Below are 17,386 nucleotides of genomic sequence, written 5' to 3'. Positions count from 1 at the left end.
CCCTTAGAGGTTGAGGTTACCAAACGCGTTTTTCCAGTCCTGCTCGAACTTCTCTATTGCTGACTCTACCGCCGGCGTGCCGAGCATTTGTTGCGCTACATCTAAGGGAAGCGTGATTGCTTCACATCCGGCGAGCAGGCAGTCCAGCGCCTGGCGTGGCGTTTTGAAGCTGGCTGCCAGCACCTTGCTCTCCGGTGCATGCTGTTCCAGCAGGGATTGCAGCTCCTGAACCATGCGAATGCCGTCCCCGCCCTGGGCATCCACGCGGTTTACGTATGGCGCGACATATTTTGCCCCGGCCAGCGCGGCCAGCAGGCCTTGCGCGGCGCTGTACACGGCGGTACCCAGCGTAGTGATGCCCGCTGTTTTTAGCGCCTTAATGGCGATAAGCCCCTGGGCGGTGACCGGGATTTTCACCACGATATCCGGGATAGCATTGCTCAGGCGTTTGGCTTCGGCCACCATGCCTTCTGCGTCGCGGCTCATTGTCTGGGCGAATAGCCTGCCTTTCGGTCCAATGGCGTTTTGCAGGCGCGGCAGTACCTCCCAGATTGACTCACGGCTGGCGGCAATGATGCTCGGATTGGTGGTGACGCCTGCAAGGGGGAAAACGCGCGCAAGGCGTTCTACTTCTGCCACGTTGGCGGTATCCAGATACAGTTCCATTATTTTTCCTTAAGTCAGAAAGATTGATTTAAGGATAAGGCGGGGCGGCAGGCGGGATATACAGGTCAATTTTGCCAAATACTGGACAAATGTAATGTGCTTAGCGATGTGCGATGCCGATCACAGTGCTATTTTTTGGCGGTTAACTGGCTGTGATACTGGCGGCGATATTCGGAAGGAGAACGTTCGGTGTGTTTGCGAAACAGGCGGCAGAAGTAGTTGCTGTCCATAAAACCGCATCGTGCGGCGATATCCTTGATTTTGAGATCGTAGCCTTTAAGCAACTGTCGGGCATGTTCAAGTCGGGTTTGGGTCAGGTATTCATTGAATCCGACACTGCCAACTTTCTGAAAGAGATGGGAAAGATAGTTTGGGGAGATGTAGAACGCCTGCGCCACCGATTCACGCGTTAACAAAGAGGCGTGATGTTCGTCGATATAGCTACGAATCGCTTCGAAGAGCGCGCGGCTGCGGTTGGCGGTGCGAATGTCGCTGCCAAAAAGATCCCGGCAGTGGCTGAGCAGACTCAGTACCACCAGCCTCGCGGTGTCTTGTTCATCCGGTTGCATCTGTAATTCGGCTAGTGTCTGGAGGAGAAACGCACCGGTTCGCGGGCCACGCCGGGCGACCTGGACCTGCTGCGCAGGCACGTTCTCACGCTGTAACTCAATGGCCATTTGCTGCTTACCGAAGTTGATTCTTAGGAAGTTAGCCGGGTGATGAGTCATGTGCCCGGATGAGGAAAATATCGCCTCACAGGAATTATTCAGGGTAATAACGAGGCAGGGCGCTGTTCGGGGGGACTGCTCAGCCCTGGCTGAGAAATGGATCTGACCCAGCGATAACGTGCGGTTAACCAGCTCTGTCAAAATTCGGGTGATATCGGAATGCATCAGGAGACTACCGAAATGTGCCGGGTGGCGCTGACGCTTACCCGGCCTACTTGTCGTAGGCCCGGCAAGCGAAGCGCCGCCGGGCAGTGAGCATTAGCCGGTGTTACGCATACCCGCTGCAACGCCCGCAATCGTCACCATCAGCGCTTGTTCAACGCGTGGATCCGGATCTTTACCTTCCTCTTCCGCCAGACGCGAACGGTGCAGCAGCTCCGCCTGCAGGACGTTCAGTGGGTCGGTATAGATGTTACGCAGCTGGATAGACTCGGCAATCCACGGCAGATCGGCCATCAGATGGGAGTCGTTGGCGATATCCAGCACCACTTTGATGTCGCCTTCCAGCAGTTCGCGCAGCTCTTTACCCAGCGCCCACAGCTCTGGTTTCACCAGGCGCTGATCGTAGTATTCCGCCAGCCACAGGTCAGCTTTCGAGAAGACCATCTCCAGCATACCCAGACGGGTAGAGAAGAATGGCCAGTCGCGGCACATGGTTTCCAGTTCGTTCTGTTTGCCATCTTCAACCACCTTCTGCAGCGCCGCACCGGCACCCAGCCAGGCTGGCAGCATCAGACGGTTCTGCGTCCAGGCGAAGATCCACGGGATTGCACGCAGAGACTCCACGCCGCCGGTCGGACGACGCTTGGCCGGACGTGAACCCAGCGGCAGTTTGCCCAGCTCCTGCTCTGGCGTAGCAGAGCGGAAGTAAGGTACGAAGTCTTTGTTTTCACGCACGTAGCCGCGGTACAGGTCGCATGAGATGTCAGACAGCTCATCCATAATGCGGCACCAGGATTCTTTCGGCTCCGGCGGTGGCAGCAGGTTTGCTTCGAGAATCGCACTGGTATAGAGCGACAGGCTGCTGATGGTCACTTCCGGCAGGCCGTATTTGAAGCGGATCATCTCGCCCTGTTCGGTCACGCGCAGCCCGCCTTTCAGGCTTCCTGGCGGCTGAGAGAGCAGCGCCGCGTGCGCAGGCGCACCGCCACGGCCAATGGAACCACCGCGACCGTGGAATAGCGTCAGCTCAATACCGGCTTTCTCGCAGGTTTTGATCAGCGCGTCCTGCGCCTGATACTGCGCCCAGGATGCCGCCATCACGCCCGCATCTTTTGCGGAGTCGGAATAGCCGATCATCACCATCTGTTTGCCCTGAATAAAGCCGCGATACCAGTCGATGTTCAGCAGCTGGGTCATTACATCATTGGCGTTGTTCAGGTCGTCGAGGGTTTCAAACAGCGGGGCGACAGGCAGGGCATAGTCGATACCGGCTTCTTTCAGCAGCAGGTGAACGGCCAACACGTCGGACGGGGTTTTCGCCATCGAGATCACATAGGCGGCGACCGATCCTTTTGGCGCATCCACGATCGCTTTACAGGTGTTGAGCACTTCGCGGGTTTCGTTGCTTGGCTCCCAGTTGCGCGGCAGCAGAGGACGCTTGGAGTTCAGCTCGCGGATCAGGAAGGCCTGTTTGTCGGCTTCAGACCAGCTTTCGTAGTCGCCAATGCCAAGATAACGTGTCAGTTCGCCCAGCGCTTCGGTATGGCGGGTGCTCTCCTGACGCACGTCGATACGCACCAGCGGCACGCCAAAACACTTCACGCGGCGCAGGGTGTCGAGTAGTTCGCCATTGGCGATGATGCCCATCCCGCAGGCCTGTAGTGATTTATAGCAAGCGTATAGCGGTTCCCAGAGCTGTTCGTTCTGGCTCAGCAGACCTTCCGGCTTCGGCAGGCGCTGGCCTTTCAGGCGTGCTTCCAGCCAGGCCTGGGTCGCCATCAGCTGGCTACGCAGTTTTTTCATCAGGAAACGATACGGCTCGCTGGCACCTTCTTCACCGGCCAGCGCGCGCAGTTCTGGCGTTGCTTCCACCATCGACAGCTCGGAGATCAGCACCTGAATGTCTTTCAGGAACAGATCGGTGGCTTTCCAGCGGCTCAGCAGCAGCACGTGGCGGGTGATTTCCGCCGTCACGTTCGGGTTACCGTCGCGGTCACCGCCCATCCAGGAGGTAAAGCGTACCGGGACAAAATCTACTGGCAGGCGATAGCCCAGGTTTGCTTCCAGCTGTTCGTTCAGCTCACGCAGGTAGTTCGGCACCCCTTCCCACAGGCTGTTTTCCACCACCGCAAAGCCCCATTTGGCCTCGTCTACCGGGCTTGGGCGATGCTTACGAATTTCATCGGTGTGCCAGGACTGCGCAATCAATTGGCGCAGACGGCGCATCAGCTGGTTACGTTCGTAGTCGGCAATGTCTTTGTTATCCAACTGTTTCAGACAGTTGTTCACTTCGACCATTTTGTGGATCAGGGTGCGACGGGTGATTTCGGTTGGGTGGGCAGTCAGCACCAGCTCCAGCGAAAGGGACTCCACCGCTTTTTTAATGGTGGCTTCGTTGAGGTTTGGCTGGTCTTTGAGTTTACGAAGCGTACGGGCAATGACTTCCGGGTTGCTGGCAGCTTCGCCGTTTGGCGAAATGCTATGGTATTGCTCAGCCGTGTTTGCCAGGTTCAGGAACTGGCTGAATGCGCGTGCAACGGGCAGCAGCTCATCGTTAGAGAGGTTCTGCAAGGTAGTGAGCAGCTCCTGACGACTCGCTTCGTTACCGGCACGGGAAGATTTAGACAGCTTGCGGATGGTTTCAACGCGGTCGAGGATGTTTTCCCCCAACGCATCTTTGATGGTATCTCCAAGCACTTTGCCGAGCATACTGACATTACTACGCAACGCGGAATATTGTTCGTTCATAAAAACCCAGTCACCCCATCATTTTTGTTTATGCCCATGCGAAAATCTTCTGGACATTATTTTGTCATCTCCCTTTATAAAGCCACGTAAAACCCCCGTCGTCAATTGCTGCGAAAACGGTTCAGCAAACGAATAAATGCGGGCAATTTACGAAATTTAATTCGCATTGCGTCAGATAAGAGATGCTTATGGGAATGTGACCGAGATCGCGGGATTTGTTGCCCTCACCCTAACCCTCTCCCATCGGGAGAGGGGACTAATCGGTGCGGTTTTAATGCCAGCAGAAGTGATGCACGACCTGGGTAATCAGTTCGCGGGTGGGCTTGATGAAGCGGGTTTCCAGGTATTCATCTGGCTGGTGCGCCTGGTTGATGGAGCCTGGGCCAAGTACCAGCGTCGGGCACAGCGTCTGAATAAACGGCGCTTCGGTGCAGTAGTTCACCACGTCGGTTTTCTCGCCGAGCAGTTTTTCCACCACTTCAACCAGCTGATGATCCGGTGGACATTCATAACCCGGGATCGGTGGATGCAGTTCAGACACCGTCAGGCGGCCAGGCCAGCGTTCACTTACCGGGGCCAGCGCTTCGGTCAGCAAGCCGTCGAGATCGCTCAGCGTCATGCCCGGCAGCGGACGGATATCCATGTGCAGCTCACAGCAAGCGCAGATACGGTTAGAGGCATCGCCACCGTGCAGGCTCCCGAGGTTCAGCGTCGGATACGGCACGGTGAAGGCGTCGTAGTGATACCGCTCTTTCAGTTCGTCGCGTAGAGTCATGATGCGGCCGATGGCGTCGTGCATCAGTTCAATGGCGTTCACGCCACGCGCCGGATCGCTGGAGTGGCCGGACTGGCCCATCACGCGCACTGCCGTGGAGATATGGCCTTTATGCGCACGGATCGGTTGTAATGACGTTGGCTCACCGATGATGGCGCAATCCGGGCGAATCGATGTGTTTTCTGAGAAGTAACGCGCCCCCGCCATGCTGGTCTCTTCATCGGCGGTCGCCAGAATGTAGAGCGGCTTTTTCAGTTTTGTCACGTCCACGTCACGCAGCGCGTCAAGGATAAAGGCGAAGAAGCCTTTCATGTCGGCGGTGCCAAGGCCGTAAAGCTTGTTGTCATGCTCGGTCAGGGTAAACGGGTCGCGGGTCCAGCGGCCATCGTCAAACGGCACCGTGTCGGTATGACCGGCCAGCAGCAGTCCGCCTGCGCCGTGTCCGGTACTGGCGAGCAGGTTAAATTTATGGCGTGTTCCGGGAACAGGCTGAACCTCAACGTTAAAGCCAAGATCGCTAAACCAACCCGCCAGCAGATTGATTAAAGACTCATTGCTCTGATCCAGCGCTTCTTCGGTCGCGCTGATGGAGGGTGTGGCAATCAGGGCGCGGTAAATCTCGATAAATGGCGGTAAGTTCATTTTCATTGTTGACACACCTTAGGTCGTGATAGTATCAATATTCATGCAATAAATGTGAATAAAAATACATTAACGTTGAGCATAAAGGAACCCGATGTTGAATACGCTGATTGTAGGCGCTAGCGGTTATGCGGGCGCAGAGCTTGTAAGCTACGTGAATCGCCATCCACATATGACCATAACCGCTTTGACCGTGTCAGCGCAAAGCAATGATGCAGGAAAGTTAATTTCTGATTTGCATCCGTGCCTTTTGGGCATTGTCGACTTGCCACTGCAGCCAATGTCTGATATCAGCGAGTTCACTGACGGCGTCGACGTGGTGTTTTTGGCCACCGCGCACGAGGTCAGTCACGACCTGGCGCCGCAATTCCTGGCGGCCGGTTGCGTGGTGTTCGACCTCTCCGGCGCGTTCCGTGTTAACGACGGCGCGTTCTACGAAAAATACTATGGCTTTACCCATCAGCACCCGGACCTGCTTGCAAAAGCCGTGTATGGGCTGGCGGAGTGGAGCGCAGACAAGCTGAAAGAAGCGGATCTGATTGCCGTGCCGGGCTGCTACCCGACGGCCGCACAGCTTTCTCTGAAGCCGCTGATCGACGCAGACCTGCTGGATCTGAACCAGTGGCCGGTGATCAACGCCACCAGTGGTGTCAGCGGTGCCGGACGCAAGGCTGCTATTTCTAACAGCTTCTGTGAAGTCAGCCTGCAGCCGTATGGCGTGTTTAATCACCGCCATCATCCGGAAATCACCACCCATCTGGGGGCCAATGTCATCTTTACGCCGCACCTGGGCAGCTTCCCGCGTGGGATCCTCGAAACCATTACCTGCCGCCTGAAACCGGGCGTGACCAAAGACCAGGTGAGCGAGGCCTTTACTCAGGCGTATGCGGATAAACCGTTGGTGCGTCTCTACGACAAAGGCGTGCCCGCGCTGAAAAACGTGGTTGGCCTGCCGTTCTGCGACATCGGCTATGCCGTGCAGGGCGAGCATCTGATCGTGGTGGCAGCAGAAGATAACTTACTCAAAGGCGCTGCCGCTCAGGCAATGCAGTGTGCAAATATTCGTTTCGGTTTCCCGGAAACGCAGGCTCTTATTTAAGGTGTGATGATGAACCCATTAATTATCAAACTCGGTGGTGTACTGCTGGACAGCGAAGAAGCGCTGGAGCGTCTGTTTACCGCGCTGGTTAACTATCGCGAATCGCACCAGCGTCCGCTGGTGATTGTGCACGGCGGCGGCTGCGTGGTGGATGAGCTGATGAAAGGGCTCAACCTGCCGGTGAAAAAGAAAAACGGCCTGCGCGTGACGCCTGCCGACCAGATTGACATCATCACCGGTGCGCTGGCAGGTACGGCGAATAAGACTCTGTTGTCCTGGGCGAAGAAACACAACATTGCCTCCGTTGGCCTCTATCTGGGCGATGGCGACAGCGTAAAAGTGACCCAGCTCGATGAAGAACTCGGCCACGTTGGACTGGCGCAGCCAGGTTCGCCTAAGCTGATTAACACGCTGCTGGAAGGCGGTTTCCTGCCGGTAGTGAGCTCTATCGGGGTGACCGAAGAGGGTGAGTTGATGAACGTGAATGCGGACCAGGCGGCAACGGCACTGGCGGCAACGCTGGGCGCGGACCTGATCCTGCTCTCCGATGTGAGCGGTATTCTGGACGGCAAAGGCCAGCGCATTGCGGAAATGACCGCGGCAAAAGCCGAACAGCTGATCGCCCAGGGCATTATTACCGACGGGATGATCGTCAAAGTGAATGCCGCGCTGGATGCCGCCCGTACGCTCGGTCGACCGGTGGATATCGCCTCCTGGCGTCACGCGGAGCAGCTTCCGGCGCTGTTTAACGGCACGCCAATTGGCACGCGTATTTTAGCGTAAGTTATTAATGAATGACCGTAGGCCGGGTAAGCGCAGCGCCATCCGGCGGAACTAACGAATAAAGGAACGATGTTATGGCACTTTGGGGTGGGCGTTTTACACAGGCAGCGGATCAACGGTTCAAACAGTTCAACGACTCTTTGCGCTTCGACTACCGCCTGGCCGAACAGGATATCGTCGGCTCTGTGGCCTGGTCCAAAGCGCTGGTGACGGTGGGCGTGCTGACCGCAGAGGAGCAGCAGCAGCTGGAAGAGGCGCTCAATAATCTGCTGGAAGAAGTGCGTCTGGATCCGCAGCAAATTCTCCAGAGCGATGCCGAAGATATTCACAGCTGGGTAGAAGGCAAACTGATCGACAAAGTTGGCCAGCTGGGTAAAAAGCTGCACACCGGCCGTAGCCGTAACGACCAGGTCGCGACCGATCTGAAGCTGTGGTGTAAAGATACCGTCGCGGAGCTGCTGGCGGCTAACCGTCAGCTGCAGAGCGCGCTGGTGGAAACGGCACAGAACAACCAGGACGCGGTGATGCCGGGTTATACCCATTTGCAGCGCGCGCAGCCGGTGACCTTTGCGCACTGGTGTTTGGCCTATGTCGAGATGCTGGCGCGTGACGAAAGCCGCCTGCAGGATACCCTGAAGCGCCTGGACGTCAGCCCGCTGGGCAGCGGTGCGCTGGCGGGTACGGCATATGAAATTGACCGCGAGCAGCTGGCAGGCTGGCTGGGCTTTGCGTCTGCCACCCGTAACAGTCTGGACAGCGTCTCTGACCGTGACCACGTGCTGGAACTGCTGTCGAATGCTTCTATCGGGATGGTCCACCTGTCACGCTTTGCCGAAGACCTGATCTTCTTTAACTCTGGCGAAGCCGGATTTGTGGAGTTGTCTGACCGTGTGACGTCCGGCTCTTCCCTGATGCCGCAGAAGAAAAACCCGGATGCGCTGGAGCTGATCCGCGGGAAGTGTGGCCGCGTACAGGGCGCACTGACCGGCATGATGATGACCCTGAAAGGGCTGCCGCTGGCGTACAACAAAGATATGCAGGAAGACAAAGAAGGGCTGTTCGACGCGCTCGACACCTGGCTGGACTGCCTGCATATGGGTGCGCTGGTGCTGGACGGCATTCAGGTGAAACGTTCTCGTTGTCAGGAAGCGGCGCAGCAGGGTTATGCAAACGCGACCGAACTGGCGGATTACCTGGTGGCGAAAGGCGTACCGTTCCGTGAAGCGCACCACATTGTGGGCGAAGCGGTAGTGGAAGCGATTCGTCAGGGGAAACCGCTGGAAGAGCTGGCGCTTGCCGACCTGCAGAAATTCAGTGCGGTTATCGGGGAGGATGTGTACCCGATTCTGTCGTTGCAGTCATGCCTGGATAAGCGTGCGGCGAAAGGCGGTGTGTCGCCGAAGCAGGTGGCGCAGGCGATTGCGGACGCAAAAAACCGGTTGGTTTGATTTGTGCGGGCTGGCGCCCTCACCCCGGCCCTCTCCCACAGGGAGAGGGAGCAAACCCTAAAAATGGCAACTTCGGTTGCCATTTTGCTTTTACCCCCGGGCTTTTTTACGCAAAAAAAAGCGGACCACGGGGTCCGCAAAAGTTCACGTTGGCTTTAGTTGTTCGAGTTTTGAGAGAAACTCGCTGACGATGCGGGGACGTCAAGGGTCAAACACGTGCCGCCTCGTCTATGTGGTGTATTATTCAACAGAATGCTTGATAGGGATAATCGTTCGTTGCTATGCTATCTATCGCCATGAACTATCGTGGCGACGGAGGATGAATAATGAATATTCGTGATCTTGAATACCTGGTAGCGTTGGCCGAGCATCGCCACTTTCGCCGTGCGGCAGATTCCTGCCACGTCAGCCAGCCTACGCTGAGCGGTCAGATCCGCAAGCTGGAAGATGAGCTGGGCGTGATGCTGCTGGAGCGCACCAGTCGTAAAGTGCTGTTCACTCAGGCGGGTTTGCTGCTGGTAGATCAGGCGCGCACCGTGCTGCGCGAGGTCAAAGTGCTCAAGGAAATGGCAAGTCAGCAAGGGGAGACCATGTCCGGCCCGCTGCATATTGGCCTGATCCCAACCGTTGGTCCGTACCTTCTGCCGCACATCATTCCGATGCTGCACCAGACGTTCCCGAAACTCGAAATGTATCTGCATGAAGCGCAAACCCATCAGCTGCTGGCACAGTTAGATAGCGGCAAGCTCGACTGCGCCATTCTGGCGCTGGTAAAAGAGAGCGAAGCCTTTATCGAAGTGCCGCTGTTTGACGAGCCGATGATGCTGGCGATCTACGAAGATCACCCGTGGGCGAACCGCGATCGCGTGCCGATGGCCGATCTGGCCGGTGAAAAGCTGCTGATGCTGGAAGATGGCCACTGCCTGCGCGATCAGGCCATGGGCTTCTGTTTTGAAGCGGGAGCGGATGAAGATACCCATTTCCGCGCAACCAGCCTGGAAACGCTGCGTAATATGGTGGCGGCGGGAAGTGGTATTACGTTGCTGCCTGCGCTGGCCGTGCCGCGCGAGCGTAAACGTGACGGTGTGGTTTACCTGCCGTGCATTAAACCAGAGCCACGTCGTACTATAGGTCTGGTTTATCGTCCGGGGTCACCGCTGCGCAGCCGCTATGAGCAGCTGGCAGAGGCCATCCGTGGTGCGATGGATGGCCATTTTGACAACGCGTTAAAACAGGCGGTTTAAACCGTTCAGCGCGGCAACCCGATAGGCTTCCGCCATGGTCGGGTAGTTAAAGGTGGTGTTAACGAAGTACTCAATGGTGTTACCGCCACCTTTTTGCTCCATTATCGCCTGGCCGATATGAATGATTTCCGCCGCGCGTTCACCAAAGCAGTGAATACCGAGGATCTCTTTCGTCTCGCGATGGAACAGGATCTTCAGCGTTCCCACGCTCATGCCAACAATTTGTGCCCGTGCCAGATGTTTAAACTGGGCGCGACCCACCTCGTAAGGCACCTTCATGGAGGTCAGCTGCTGCTCGGTTTTCCCTACGGAGCTGATTTCCGGAATGGTGTAAATCCCCGTTGGAATGTCTTCGATCAGATGCGCCGTCGCTTCGCCTTTTACCAGCGCCTGCGCCGCAATGCGCCCCTGGTCATAGGCCGCGGAAGCGAGGCTCGGGTAACCAATCACGTCACCGACCGCGTAAACGTGCGGCAGGGCAGTCTGGTACATGCTGTTAACCTTCAACTGACCACGGCTGTCCGTCTCCAGACCGATGTTTTCCAGCGCCAGTGAATCGGTGTTACCGGTACGGCCGTTAGCATACAGCAGGCAGTCGGCTTTCAGCTTTTTGCCAGACTTCAGATGCATGATCACGCCGTCGTCGCAGCCTTCGATCTTCTCGTACTCTTCGTTGTGGCGAATCACTACACCGCTGTTCCAGAAGTGGTAGGAGAGCGAGTCTGACATCTCCTGATCCAGGAAAGCCAGCAGGCGGTCGCGGGTGTTAATCAGATCAACTTTGACATCCATTCCGCGGAAGATAGACGCATATTCACACCCGATCACCCCCGCGCCATAGATAATCACATGGCGAGGTTCATGGTGCAGGCTGAGGATGGAATCGCTGTCGTAAATGCGCGGGTGTGAGAAATCCACATCTGCCGGATGATACGGGCGGGAACCACAGGCGATAACAAATTTTTCAGCGGTGAGGGTTTCAACCGAACCGTCGTGACACTCCAGCGCCAGCGTATGTTCATCCACAAAATGCGCGTTACCCTGAAGAATTTCGCAATGGTTACGCTCGTAAAAACCCTGACGCATGCGTGTCTGCTGGTTAATAACGGTATCTGCATGATTCAGGATATCGGCAAAAGAGGAACGAAGAAGTCGGGAGTGGTCGCTGTAAAGAGGGTTCTGGTTAAATTCAATAATGCGGCTAACGGCGTGGCGGAGGGCTTTGGAAGGGATGGTGCCCCAGTGGGTGCAACCGCCGCCAACATTATGGTAGCGCTCAATGACTGCTACTCTGGCTCCCTGTTTTACCAGACCCATAGCAGCGCCTTCGCCGCCGGGGCCGGAACCAATAACTATTGCGTCGTAATCGTAGGAATGTGGCATGGCAAGGCTTACCTGTTCTTATACATAAAAGCAACAGAATCATAACATCATTGCCAGGGTAACCCAATTATCGTTGTGCTTTTTTCCGGCAGTGGAGCACAAAGCGCGCGTAAACAATCATTCACAAAGCCAGGTAAACAGATTAATTTTATTCTCTGGTATAGTGCCATCAGACCTTTGGAAGGATTCAACTATCGTGATGGGCGTAAGAGCACAACAAAAAGAGAAAACCCGGCGTTCGCTGGTGGAAGCTGCATTCAGTCAACTGAGTGCTGAGCGGAGTTTTGCCAGTTTGAGCCTGCGTGAAGTCGCACGCGAGGCCGGGATTGCGCCAACGTCCTTCTATCGCCATTTCCGTGATGTGGATGAACTGGGTCTGACCATGGTCGACGAGAGTGGGCTCATGCTGCGCCAGTTGATGCGCCAGGCGCGGCAGCGTATCGCGAAAGGCGGTAGCGTTATCCGTACCTCCGTGTCGACCTTTATGGAATTTATTGGCAATAACCCCAACGCGTTTCGCCTGTTGCTGCGCGAGCGTTCAGGGACGTCAGCGGCATTTCGTGCCGCTGTCGCGCGTGAAATTCAGCATTTCATTGCGGAACTTGCCGACTATCTTGAACTCGAAAACCATATGCCGCGTGCGTTCACCGAAGCACAGGCTGAAGCAATGGTGACGATTGTTTTCAGTGCAGGTGCCGAAGCGCTGGATGTCAGCATTGAACAACGTAAGCAACTCGAAGAGCGACTGGTATTGCAGCTCAGGATGATTTCCAAAGGAGCGTACTACTGGTATCGCCGTGAACAAGAGAAACTGGCACATCAAACCGAAGAGTGAAGGTGAGTAATGAAACAGTCAGGTCAGGATAAAGGGACGCTGTTGCTGGCATTGATCGCTGGCTTATCCATTAATGGTACGTTTGCCGCTATTTTTAGCTCCATCGTACCCTTCTCGATTTTCCCGCTTATCGCCCTGGTGCTGACGGTTTACTGCCTGCACCAGCGTTATCTGAACCGCACCATGCCGGTGGGGTTACCGGGTCTGGCCGCTGCCTGCTTTATTCTGGGTGTGTTGCTGTACAGCACGGTGGTGCGCGCAGAGTACCCGGATATCGGCTCTAACTTCTTCCCTGCTGTTCTGTCTGTGGCGCTGGTGTTCTGGATTGGCTCTCGCATGCGCAGCCGCAAGAGCCAGTTGCCAGAGTAAGGAATTATTTGTAGGGCAGGTAAGCGAAGCGCCACCTGCCAAAAACGCCGGATGGCGCTACGCTTATCCGGCCTACAGATCACCGTGCGGTAAGTAAAACACCGCACTCCATATGGTGCGTATACGGGAACTGATCGAACAGCGCCAGACGTTCAACCTTGTGCGTCTGGCTTAATGTTTCCAGGTTTTTGCACAGCGTTTCCGGGTTACAGGAAATGTACAAAATACGCGGGTATGCCTGCACCATCTTCTCGGTTTCGCTGTCCAGGCCACTGCGCGGCGGATCGACAAAAATCGTCTCGCACTGATAGCCCTTCAGATCGATCCCCTCAAGACGGTTAAATTCGCGCACGCCGTTCATGGCCTGCGTAAACTCTTCTGCTGCCATACGAATAATCTGCACGTTGTCGATATGGTTGGCGGCAATGTTGTACTGCGCGGCCGCAACGGACGGTTTGGCAATTTCCGTTGCCAGTACGCGCTCGAAATTGCGCGCCAGTGCCAGCGAGAAGTTGCCATTCCCACAGTACAGCTCAAGCAGATCGCCCTTTGACCCTTCGGTCGCTTTCAGCGCCCACTCCAGCATTTGCACGTTCATCGCCGCGTTAGGTTGGGTGAAGCTGTTCTCTACCTGACGGTAAACCATCTCTTTTCCTGCCACCGACAGGCGCTCATCGATGTAATCCTGATCCAGCATGATTTTGGTTTTTGTCGCGCGGCCAATCAGGTGAACGTTGATGTTTTGCGCCCGCAGCGCATCGCGCAGCGCTTCTGCCTGCTCGCGCCACTCGTCGTTAAGCGCCTTGTGGTACAGCAGAGAGACAATGGCCTGATTGCTTTGGGTGGTCAGGTAGTCAATCTGGAACAGCTTATGGCGCAGCACCGGGTTGTTGCGCACACCGTCAATCATTAGAGTCATGAGCTGGTTAATCAGCTCACTCGCCGCCGGGAAGCTGTTAACCCGGATACGGGATTTAGTCTGCTGATCGAAAATGATGTGATACAGGTCGTCGCCATCGTGCCAGATGCGGAACTCGGCGCGCATACGGTAGTGGCTGACGGGGGAACGGAACACCTCAGGAACGGGCGCGTTGAAAGGCGTCATCATACTTTGCAGGCGGACAACTTTCTCTGCCAGCTGTGCGTCGTACTGTTCTGTCGGGAGGTGTTCGGGGGTCATGATGCGTCCTGAGTGATAAAGAATTACGCGGGGATTGTAGGGATTGTGCAGTGGATGTCCAGATTTAATGGCTAATAGCTATCTGGACATCTATACGTGTCTAATTGTAGCATTCTGTTTCCGGTCTCCTGAGAGTGAAAAGGGAATCCAGTGTAAATCTGGAGCTGACGCGCAGCGGTAAAGACTGGCGGGATGAGAGTTGCAGACACTGTGAAAATGGGAAGTCTTCATCCACAAAACGCCACCCAGCCCGAAGACCTGCCGGGATCACGTCGCATTTGGTTTCATCATCGCGTGCTATAGATGAGGCCTGCGGCATCCTTCTTATATTGTGGATGCTTTAACAATGATTAAAAAAGTATCGCTGTTAACGGCGTTGTCCGTTACGGCATTTTCGGGCTGGGCGCAGGATAGCGCTGACTCGTTGGTGGTGACAGCAAATCGTTTTGAACAACCGGCAAAAACAGTTCTGGCACCGACGTCCGTGGTGACGCGTGAAGATATTGAGCGCTGGCAGGCAAAGAGCGTTGTGGAGATTATGTCACGTCTGCCGGGCGTAGATATCGCGCAAAGCGGTGGCCTGGGTGCCACCTCTTCTACCTTTATTCGCGGCACTGAATCCCGTCATGTTCTGGTCCTGATTGACGGTGTACCGTTGAACAGCGCCGGGATTAGCAATGTTCCCGATCTGAGCCAAATCCCAACCTCGCTGATTCAGCGAATCGAATACGTCCGTGGCCCGCGTTCTGCGCTGTATGGCTCCGACGCGATTGGCGGCGTGATTAACATCATCACCGGGCGTGATAAGCCGGGTGCGGAAATCTCAGCGGGCGTCGGCTCTAAGGGCTACCAGACCTATGATGGCGCTTTCCAGCAGGTGCTGGATAAAACCAAAATCACTATGGCGGGTAACTACACCTATACCCGCGGCTTTGATATTGCTGCCCAGGATGCGCCGCGCCAGCCTGACCGCGATGGTTTTATGAGTAAATCGCTGTACGGCTCCGTGGAACAGCAATTTACCAACAGCGTGAGCGGGTTCTTCCGTGGCTTTGGTTATGACAACCGCACCGCGTATGACGGTTACGATCATTACGACGCCAATTTTATGGTGGATGGACGACCTGATACTCGCCAGCTTTACAGCCAGAACTGGGATACCGGTTTGCGTTACAGCCAGGGGATTTTCCAGTCACAGCTGGTGGTGGGTTACGGCCGCAGTAAAGATCAGAACTATGATCCGAAGAAAGGGCGCTACGCTGATTCCGCAACCATGGATGACGTGAAGCAGTACACCACCCAATGGCTCAACACTATAGAAGTCGGCCATGGCAATATCGGTGCAGGCCTGGACTGGCAAAAGCAGAAGACGCAGGCTGGGACCGGTTACCTGGAAAAAGGTTACGAGCAACATAATACCGGCGTGTTCGCGTCTGCGATGCAGCAGTTCAACAGCGTGACGCTGGAAGCGGCGGCGCGTAATGACGACAACTCCAACTTTGGCAACCATGGCACGTGGCAAACCAGCGCAGCGTGGGAGTTTGTGGATGGTTATCGCGTGATTGCCTCCTACGGCACCGCTTTTAAAGCACCGACGATGAGCCAGATCCACAGCGCTTCTTACGGCAATCCGAACCTTAAACCGGAGGAGAGTAAACAGTGGGAAGGGGGCTTTGAAGGCCTGACGGGACCGGTCAACTGGCGTATCACCGGTTATCGTAATGATATTGATAACCTGATCAGCAGCGATCCGCATACGTATCGGTACTACAACGTTGACGAAGCGCGTATTAAAGGTGTGGAAGCGACGGCACAGTTCGAAACTGGACCGGTTGGACACCAGATCTCCTATGATTATGTTGACCCGCGTAACGCCAAAACTCATGAAGTGCTGGCCCGCCGTTCTAAGCAGCAGGTTAAGTATCAACTTGACTGGCAGGTATGGGATCTCGACTGGAACCTCGCTTACCGTTACCTCGGCACCCGCTATGATGTCGCGATCGATCCAGACACGTATACGTCAGAACGCGTGAAAATGGGCGGGGTAAGCCTGTGGGATGTCGCAGTTTCATATCCTGTCACCTCTCACCTTACAGTTCGTGGTAAAATAGCCAACCTGTTCGATAAAGATTACGAGACAGTTTATGGCTACCAAACTGCAGGACGGGAATACACCTTGTCTGGCAGCTACACCTTCTAATCCGCGTCCCACCGTGCTGGTATTTGATTCCGGCGTCGGTGGGCTTTCGGTCTATGATGAGATTCGGCATCTCCTGCCGGATCTCCATTATATCTACGCCTTCGATAACGTCGCTTTCCCTTATGGGGAGAAGAGCGAGGACTTTATTGTTGAGCGTGTCGTTGAAATCGTCACCGCGGTACAGCAGCGTTATCCTCTGGCGCTGGCGGTCATCGCCTGTAATACGGCAAGCACGGTATCGCTGCCAGCCTTGCGCGCAAAATTTCAGTTCCCGGTTGTGGGCGTGGTTCCCGCAATAAAGCCTGCTGCGCGCCTGACTGCGAATGGTATTGTGGGTCTGCTGGCTACGCGCGGCACGGTGAAGCGTCCTTATACGCGTGAATTGATCGATCGTTTTGCCAATGAATGCCAGATCGCGATGCTCGGTTCGGCAGAGCTGGTGGAGATGGCTGAAGCGAAGCTGCATGGCAAGACAGTGCCACTTGAGGAGCTGCGTCGTATTCTTCGCCCGTGGCTGCGTATGCCGGAACCGCCGGATACCGTCGTTCTGGGCTGCACTCATTTCCCGCTCTTACAGGAAGAATTGTTAGAAGTACTGCCGGAGGGGACGCGTCTGGTGGATTCCGGTGCGGCTATTGCCCGTCGTACTGCCTGGCTGCTGGAACATGAAGCGCCGGATGCCAAATCTGCCGATGCGAATATCGCGTTTTGTATGGCACTAACAAACGAGACTGAACAACTTTTACCCGTTTTGCACCGTTATGGGTTTGAAACGCTCGAAAAACTCGCGCTGTAGCACGGTTTTGAGCAAAAAAGAGACGGTTGAACGTTTTTTTTTAAAGAGGGGTTGTCAACGTCTGAGAACTCCCTATAATGCGCCTCCACTGACACGGAACAACGGCTTGCAAGCCGCCGGGTTAGCGGGGTTCAGAGATGAATGCCGACAGAGAAAAGTGAAAATAATCACTTGACTCTGAATGAGGAAAACGTATTATACGGGACCTCGCAACGGTGAGCGAAAGCCGCGTTGCACTGCTCTTTAACAATTTATCAGACAATCTGTGTGGGCACTCAAAGTGACATGGATTCTTAACGTCGCAAGACGAAAAATGAATACCAAGTCT

14 protein-coding genes and 1 riboswitch are annotated in these 17,386 nt (G+C 55.4%); of the genes, 8 read left to right on the top strand and 6 right to left on the bottom strand.

The window, feature by feature from the left end; all coding sequences use genetic code 11:
• Positions 1-3: 3 nt before the first annotated feature.
• From fsa to argE, 4 genes are all read right to left on the bottom strand, one after another.
• Complete coding sequence (gene fsa, locus ACOTZF_RS17065) at positions 4-666, bottom strand: fructose-6-phosphate aldolase (RefSeq protein WP_020686913.1); 663 nt, start codon at positions 664-666, stop codon at positions 4-6.
• A 128-nt stretch (positions 667-794) separates the two neighbouring features.
• Positions 795-1,559 (bottom strand): helix-turn-helix transcriptional regulator, encoded by a 765-nt coding sequence (locus tag ACOTZF_RS17060; protein WP_094916776.1) that lies wholly within the window; start codon positions 1,557-1,559, stop codon positions 795-797.
• 93 nt (positions 1,560-1,652) lie between these two features.
• Complete coding sequence (gene ppc, locus ACOTZF_RS17055; protein ID WP_013099302.1) at positions 1,653-4,304, bottom strand: phosphoenolpyruvate carboxylase; 2,652 nt, start codon at positions 4,302-4,304, stop codon at positions 1,653-1,655.
• A gap of 271 nt (positions 4,305-4,575) precedes the next feature.
• Positions 4,576-5,727, bottom strand: a complete 1,152-nt coding sequence (gene argE, locus ACOTZF_RS17050; RefSeq protein WP_013099301.1) for an acetylornithine deacetylase — start codon at positions 5,725-5,727, stop codon at positions 4,576-4,578.
• Between the two features lie 88 nt (positions 5,728-5,815).
• Between argE and argC the strand changes: the two genes are divergently transcribed.
• The 4 genes from argC to oxyR all read left to right on the top strand — a co-directional run bounded on the left by argC (position 5,816) and on the right by oxyR (position 10,295).
• On the top strand, positions 5,816-6,820 hold the full coding sequence (gene argC, locus ACOTZF_RS17045; protein ID WP_129252955.1) for an N-acetyl-gamma-glutamyl-phosphate reductase: 1,005 nt from the start codon (positions 5,816-5,818) through the stop codon (positions 6,818-6,820).
• Positions 6,821-6,826: 6 nt separating this feature from the next.
• Positions 6,827-7,603: an acetylglutamate kinase gene (argB, locus tag ACOTZF_RS17040; RefSeq protein WP_095428052.1), complete on the top strand. Its 777-nt coding sequence runs from the start codon at positions 6,827-6,829 to the stop codon at positions 7,601-7,603.
• A gap of 74 nt (positions 7,604-7,677) precedes the next feature.
• Positions 7,678-9,051 carry an argininosuccinate lyase gene (gene argH, locus ACOTZF_RS17035; RefSeq protein ID WP_020686924.1) on the top strand — a complete coding sequence of 458 codons (1,374 nt, stop codon included), beginning with the start codon at positions 7,678-7,680 and terminating at the stop codon, positions 9,049-9,051.
• A gap of 326 nt (positions 9,052-9,377) precedes the next feature.
• The gene (oxyR, locus tag ACOTZF_RS17030; protein WP_014833742.1) at positions 9,378-10,295 is read left to right on the top strand and encodes a DNA-binding transcriptional regulator OxyR; all 918 of its coding nucleotides are present in this window, start codon (positions 9,378-9,380) and stop codon (positions 10,293-10,295) included.
• Here the strand turns inward: oxyR and sthA are convergent.
• Positions 10,278-11,678, bottom strand: coding sequence for a Si-specific NAD(P)(+) transhydrogenase (sthA, locus tag ACOTZF_RS17025; RefSeq protein ID WP_014833741.1), 1,401 nt, complete (start codon positions 11,676-11,678; stop codon positions 10,278-10,280). The genes oxyR and sthA overlap by 18 nt on opposite strands.
• A 196-nt stretch (positions 11,679-11,874) precedes the next feature.
• Between sthA and fabR the strand changes: the two genes are divergently transcribed.
• On the top strand, positions 11,875-12,513 hold the full coding sequence (gene fabR, locus ACOTZF_RS17020) for an HTH-type transcriptional repressor FabR (RefSeq protein WP_008501784.1): 639 nt from the start codon (positions 11,875-11,877) through the stop codon (positions 12,511-12,513).
• A 9-nt stretch (positions 12,514-12,522) separates the two neighbouring features.
• Complete coding sequence (locus tag ACOTZF_RS17015) at positions 12,523-12,882, top strand: YijD family membrane protein (RefSeq protein ID WP_008501783.1); 360 nt, start codon at positions 12,523-12,525, stop codon at positions 12,880-12,882.
• A 79-nt stretch (positions 12,883-12,961) separates the two neighbouring features.
• Here ACOTZF_RS17015 and trmA read toward each other — a convergent pair whose 3' ends face one another.
• Positions 12,962-14,062 (bottom strand): tRNA (uridine(54)-C5)-methyltransferase TrmA, encoded by a 1,101-nt coding sequence (gene trmA / locus ACOTZF_RS17010; protein WP_013099295.1) that lies wholly within the window; start codon positions 14,060-14,062, stop codon positions 12,962-12,964.
• Positions 14,063-14,166: 104 nt separating this feature from the next.
• A riboswitch (cobalamin riboswitch) is annotated at positions 14,167-14,342 on the top strand.
• A gap of 66 nt (positions 14,343-14,408) precedes the next feature.
• Between trmA and btuB the strand changes: the two genes are divergently transcribed.
• Complete coding sequence (gene btuB, locus ACOTZF_RS17005; RefSeq protein ID WP_129252957.1) at positions 14,409-16,262, top strand: TonB-dependent vitamin B12 receptor BtuB; 1,854 nt, start codon at positions 14,409-14,411, stop codon at positions 16,260-16,262.
• Positions 16,207-17,058, top strand: a complete 852-nt coding sequence (murI, locus tag ACOTZF_RS17000) for a glutamate racemase (RefSeq protein WP_038985170.1) — start codon at positions 16,207-16,209, stop codon at positions 17,056-17,058. The genes btuB and murI overlap by 56 nt, the downstream gene beginning before the upstream one ends.
• The last annotated feature ends 328 nt before the right edge of the window (positions 17,059-17,386 follow it).

Origin of the sequence: Enterobacter cloacae complex sp. SHL021 (assembly GCF_049237765.1) — a bacterium.
Taxonomy (GTDB): domain Bacteria; phylum Pseudomonadota; class Gammaproteobacteria; order Enterobacterales; family Enterobacteriaceae; genus Enterobacter; species Enterobacter cloacae.
Note: the sequence above shows the minus strand (reverse complement) of the source record. Positions and strands in the feature narration are given on the sequence as shown.

Coding starts and splice junctions, on each gene's coding strand:
- argC (WP_129252955.1), top strand. CDS start 5,816: ATGTTGAATACGCTGATTGTAGGCGCTAGCGGTTATGCGGGCGCAGAG.
- oxyR (WP_014833742.1), top strand. CDS start 9,378: ATGAATATTCGTGATCTTGAATACCTGGTAGCGTTGGCCGAGCATCGC.
- argB (WP_095428052.1), top strand. CDS start 6,827: ATGATGAACCCATTAATTATCAAACTCGGTGGTGTACTGCTGGACAGC.
- murI (WP_038985170.1), top strand. CDS start 16,207: ATGGCTACCAAACTGCAGGACGGGAATACACCTTGTCTGGCAGCTACA.
- trmA (WP_013099295.1), bottom strand. CDS start 14,062: ATGACCCCCGAACACCTCCCGACAGAACAGTACGACGCACAGCTGGCA.
- argH (WP_020686924.1), top strand. CDS start 7,678: ATGGCACTTTGGGGTGGGCGTTTTACACAGGCAGCGGATCAACGGTTC.
- ACOTZF_RS17060 (WP_094916776.1), bottom strand. CDS start 1,559: ATGCATTCCGATATCACCCGAATTTTGACAGAGCTGGTTAACCGCACG.
- sthA (WP_014833741.1), bottom strand. CDS start 11,678: ATGCCACATTCCTACGATTACGACGCAATAGTTATTGGTTCCGGCCCC.
- argE (WP_013099301.1), bottom strand. CDS start 5,727: ATGAAAATGAACTTACCGCCATTTATCGAGATTTACCGCGCCCTGATT.
- ACOTZF_RS17015 (WP_008501783.1), top strand. CDS start 12,523: ATGAAACAGTCAGGTCAGGATAAAGGGACGCTGTTGCTGGCATTGATC.
- ppc (WP_013099302.1), bottom strand. CDS start 4,304: ATGAACGAACAATATTCCGCGTTGCGTAGTAATGTCAGTATGCTCGGC.
- btuB (WP_129252957.1), top strand. CDS start 14,409: ATGATTAAAAAAGTATCGCTGTTAACGGCGTTGTCCGTTACGGCATTT.
- fsa (WP_020686913.1), bottom strand. CDS start 666: ATGGAACTGTATCTGGATACCGCCAACGTGGCAGAAGTAGAACGCCTT.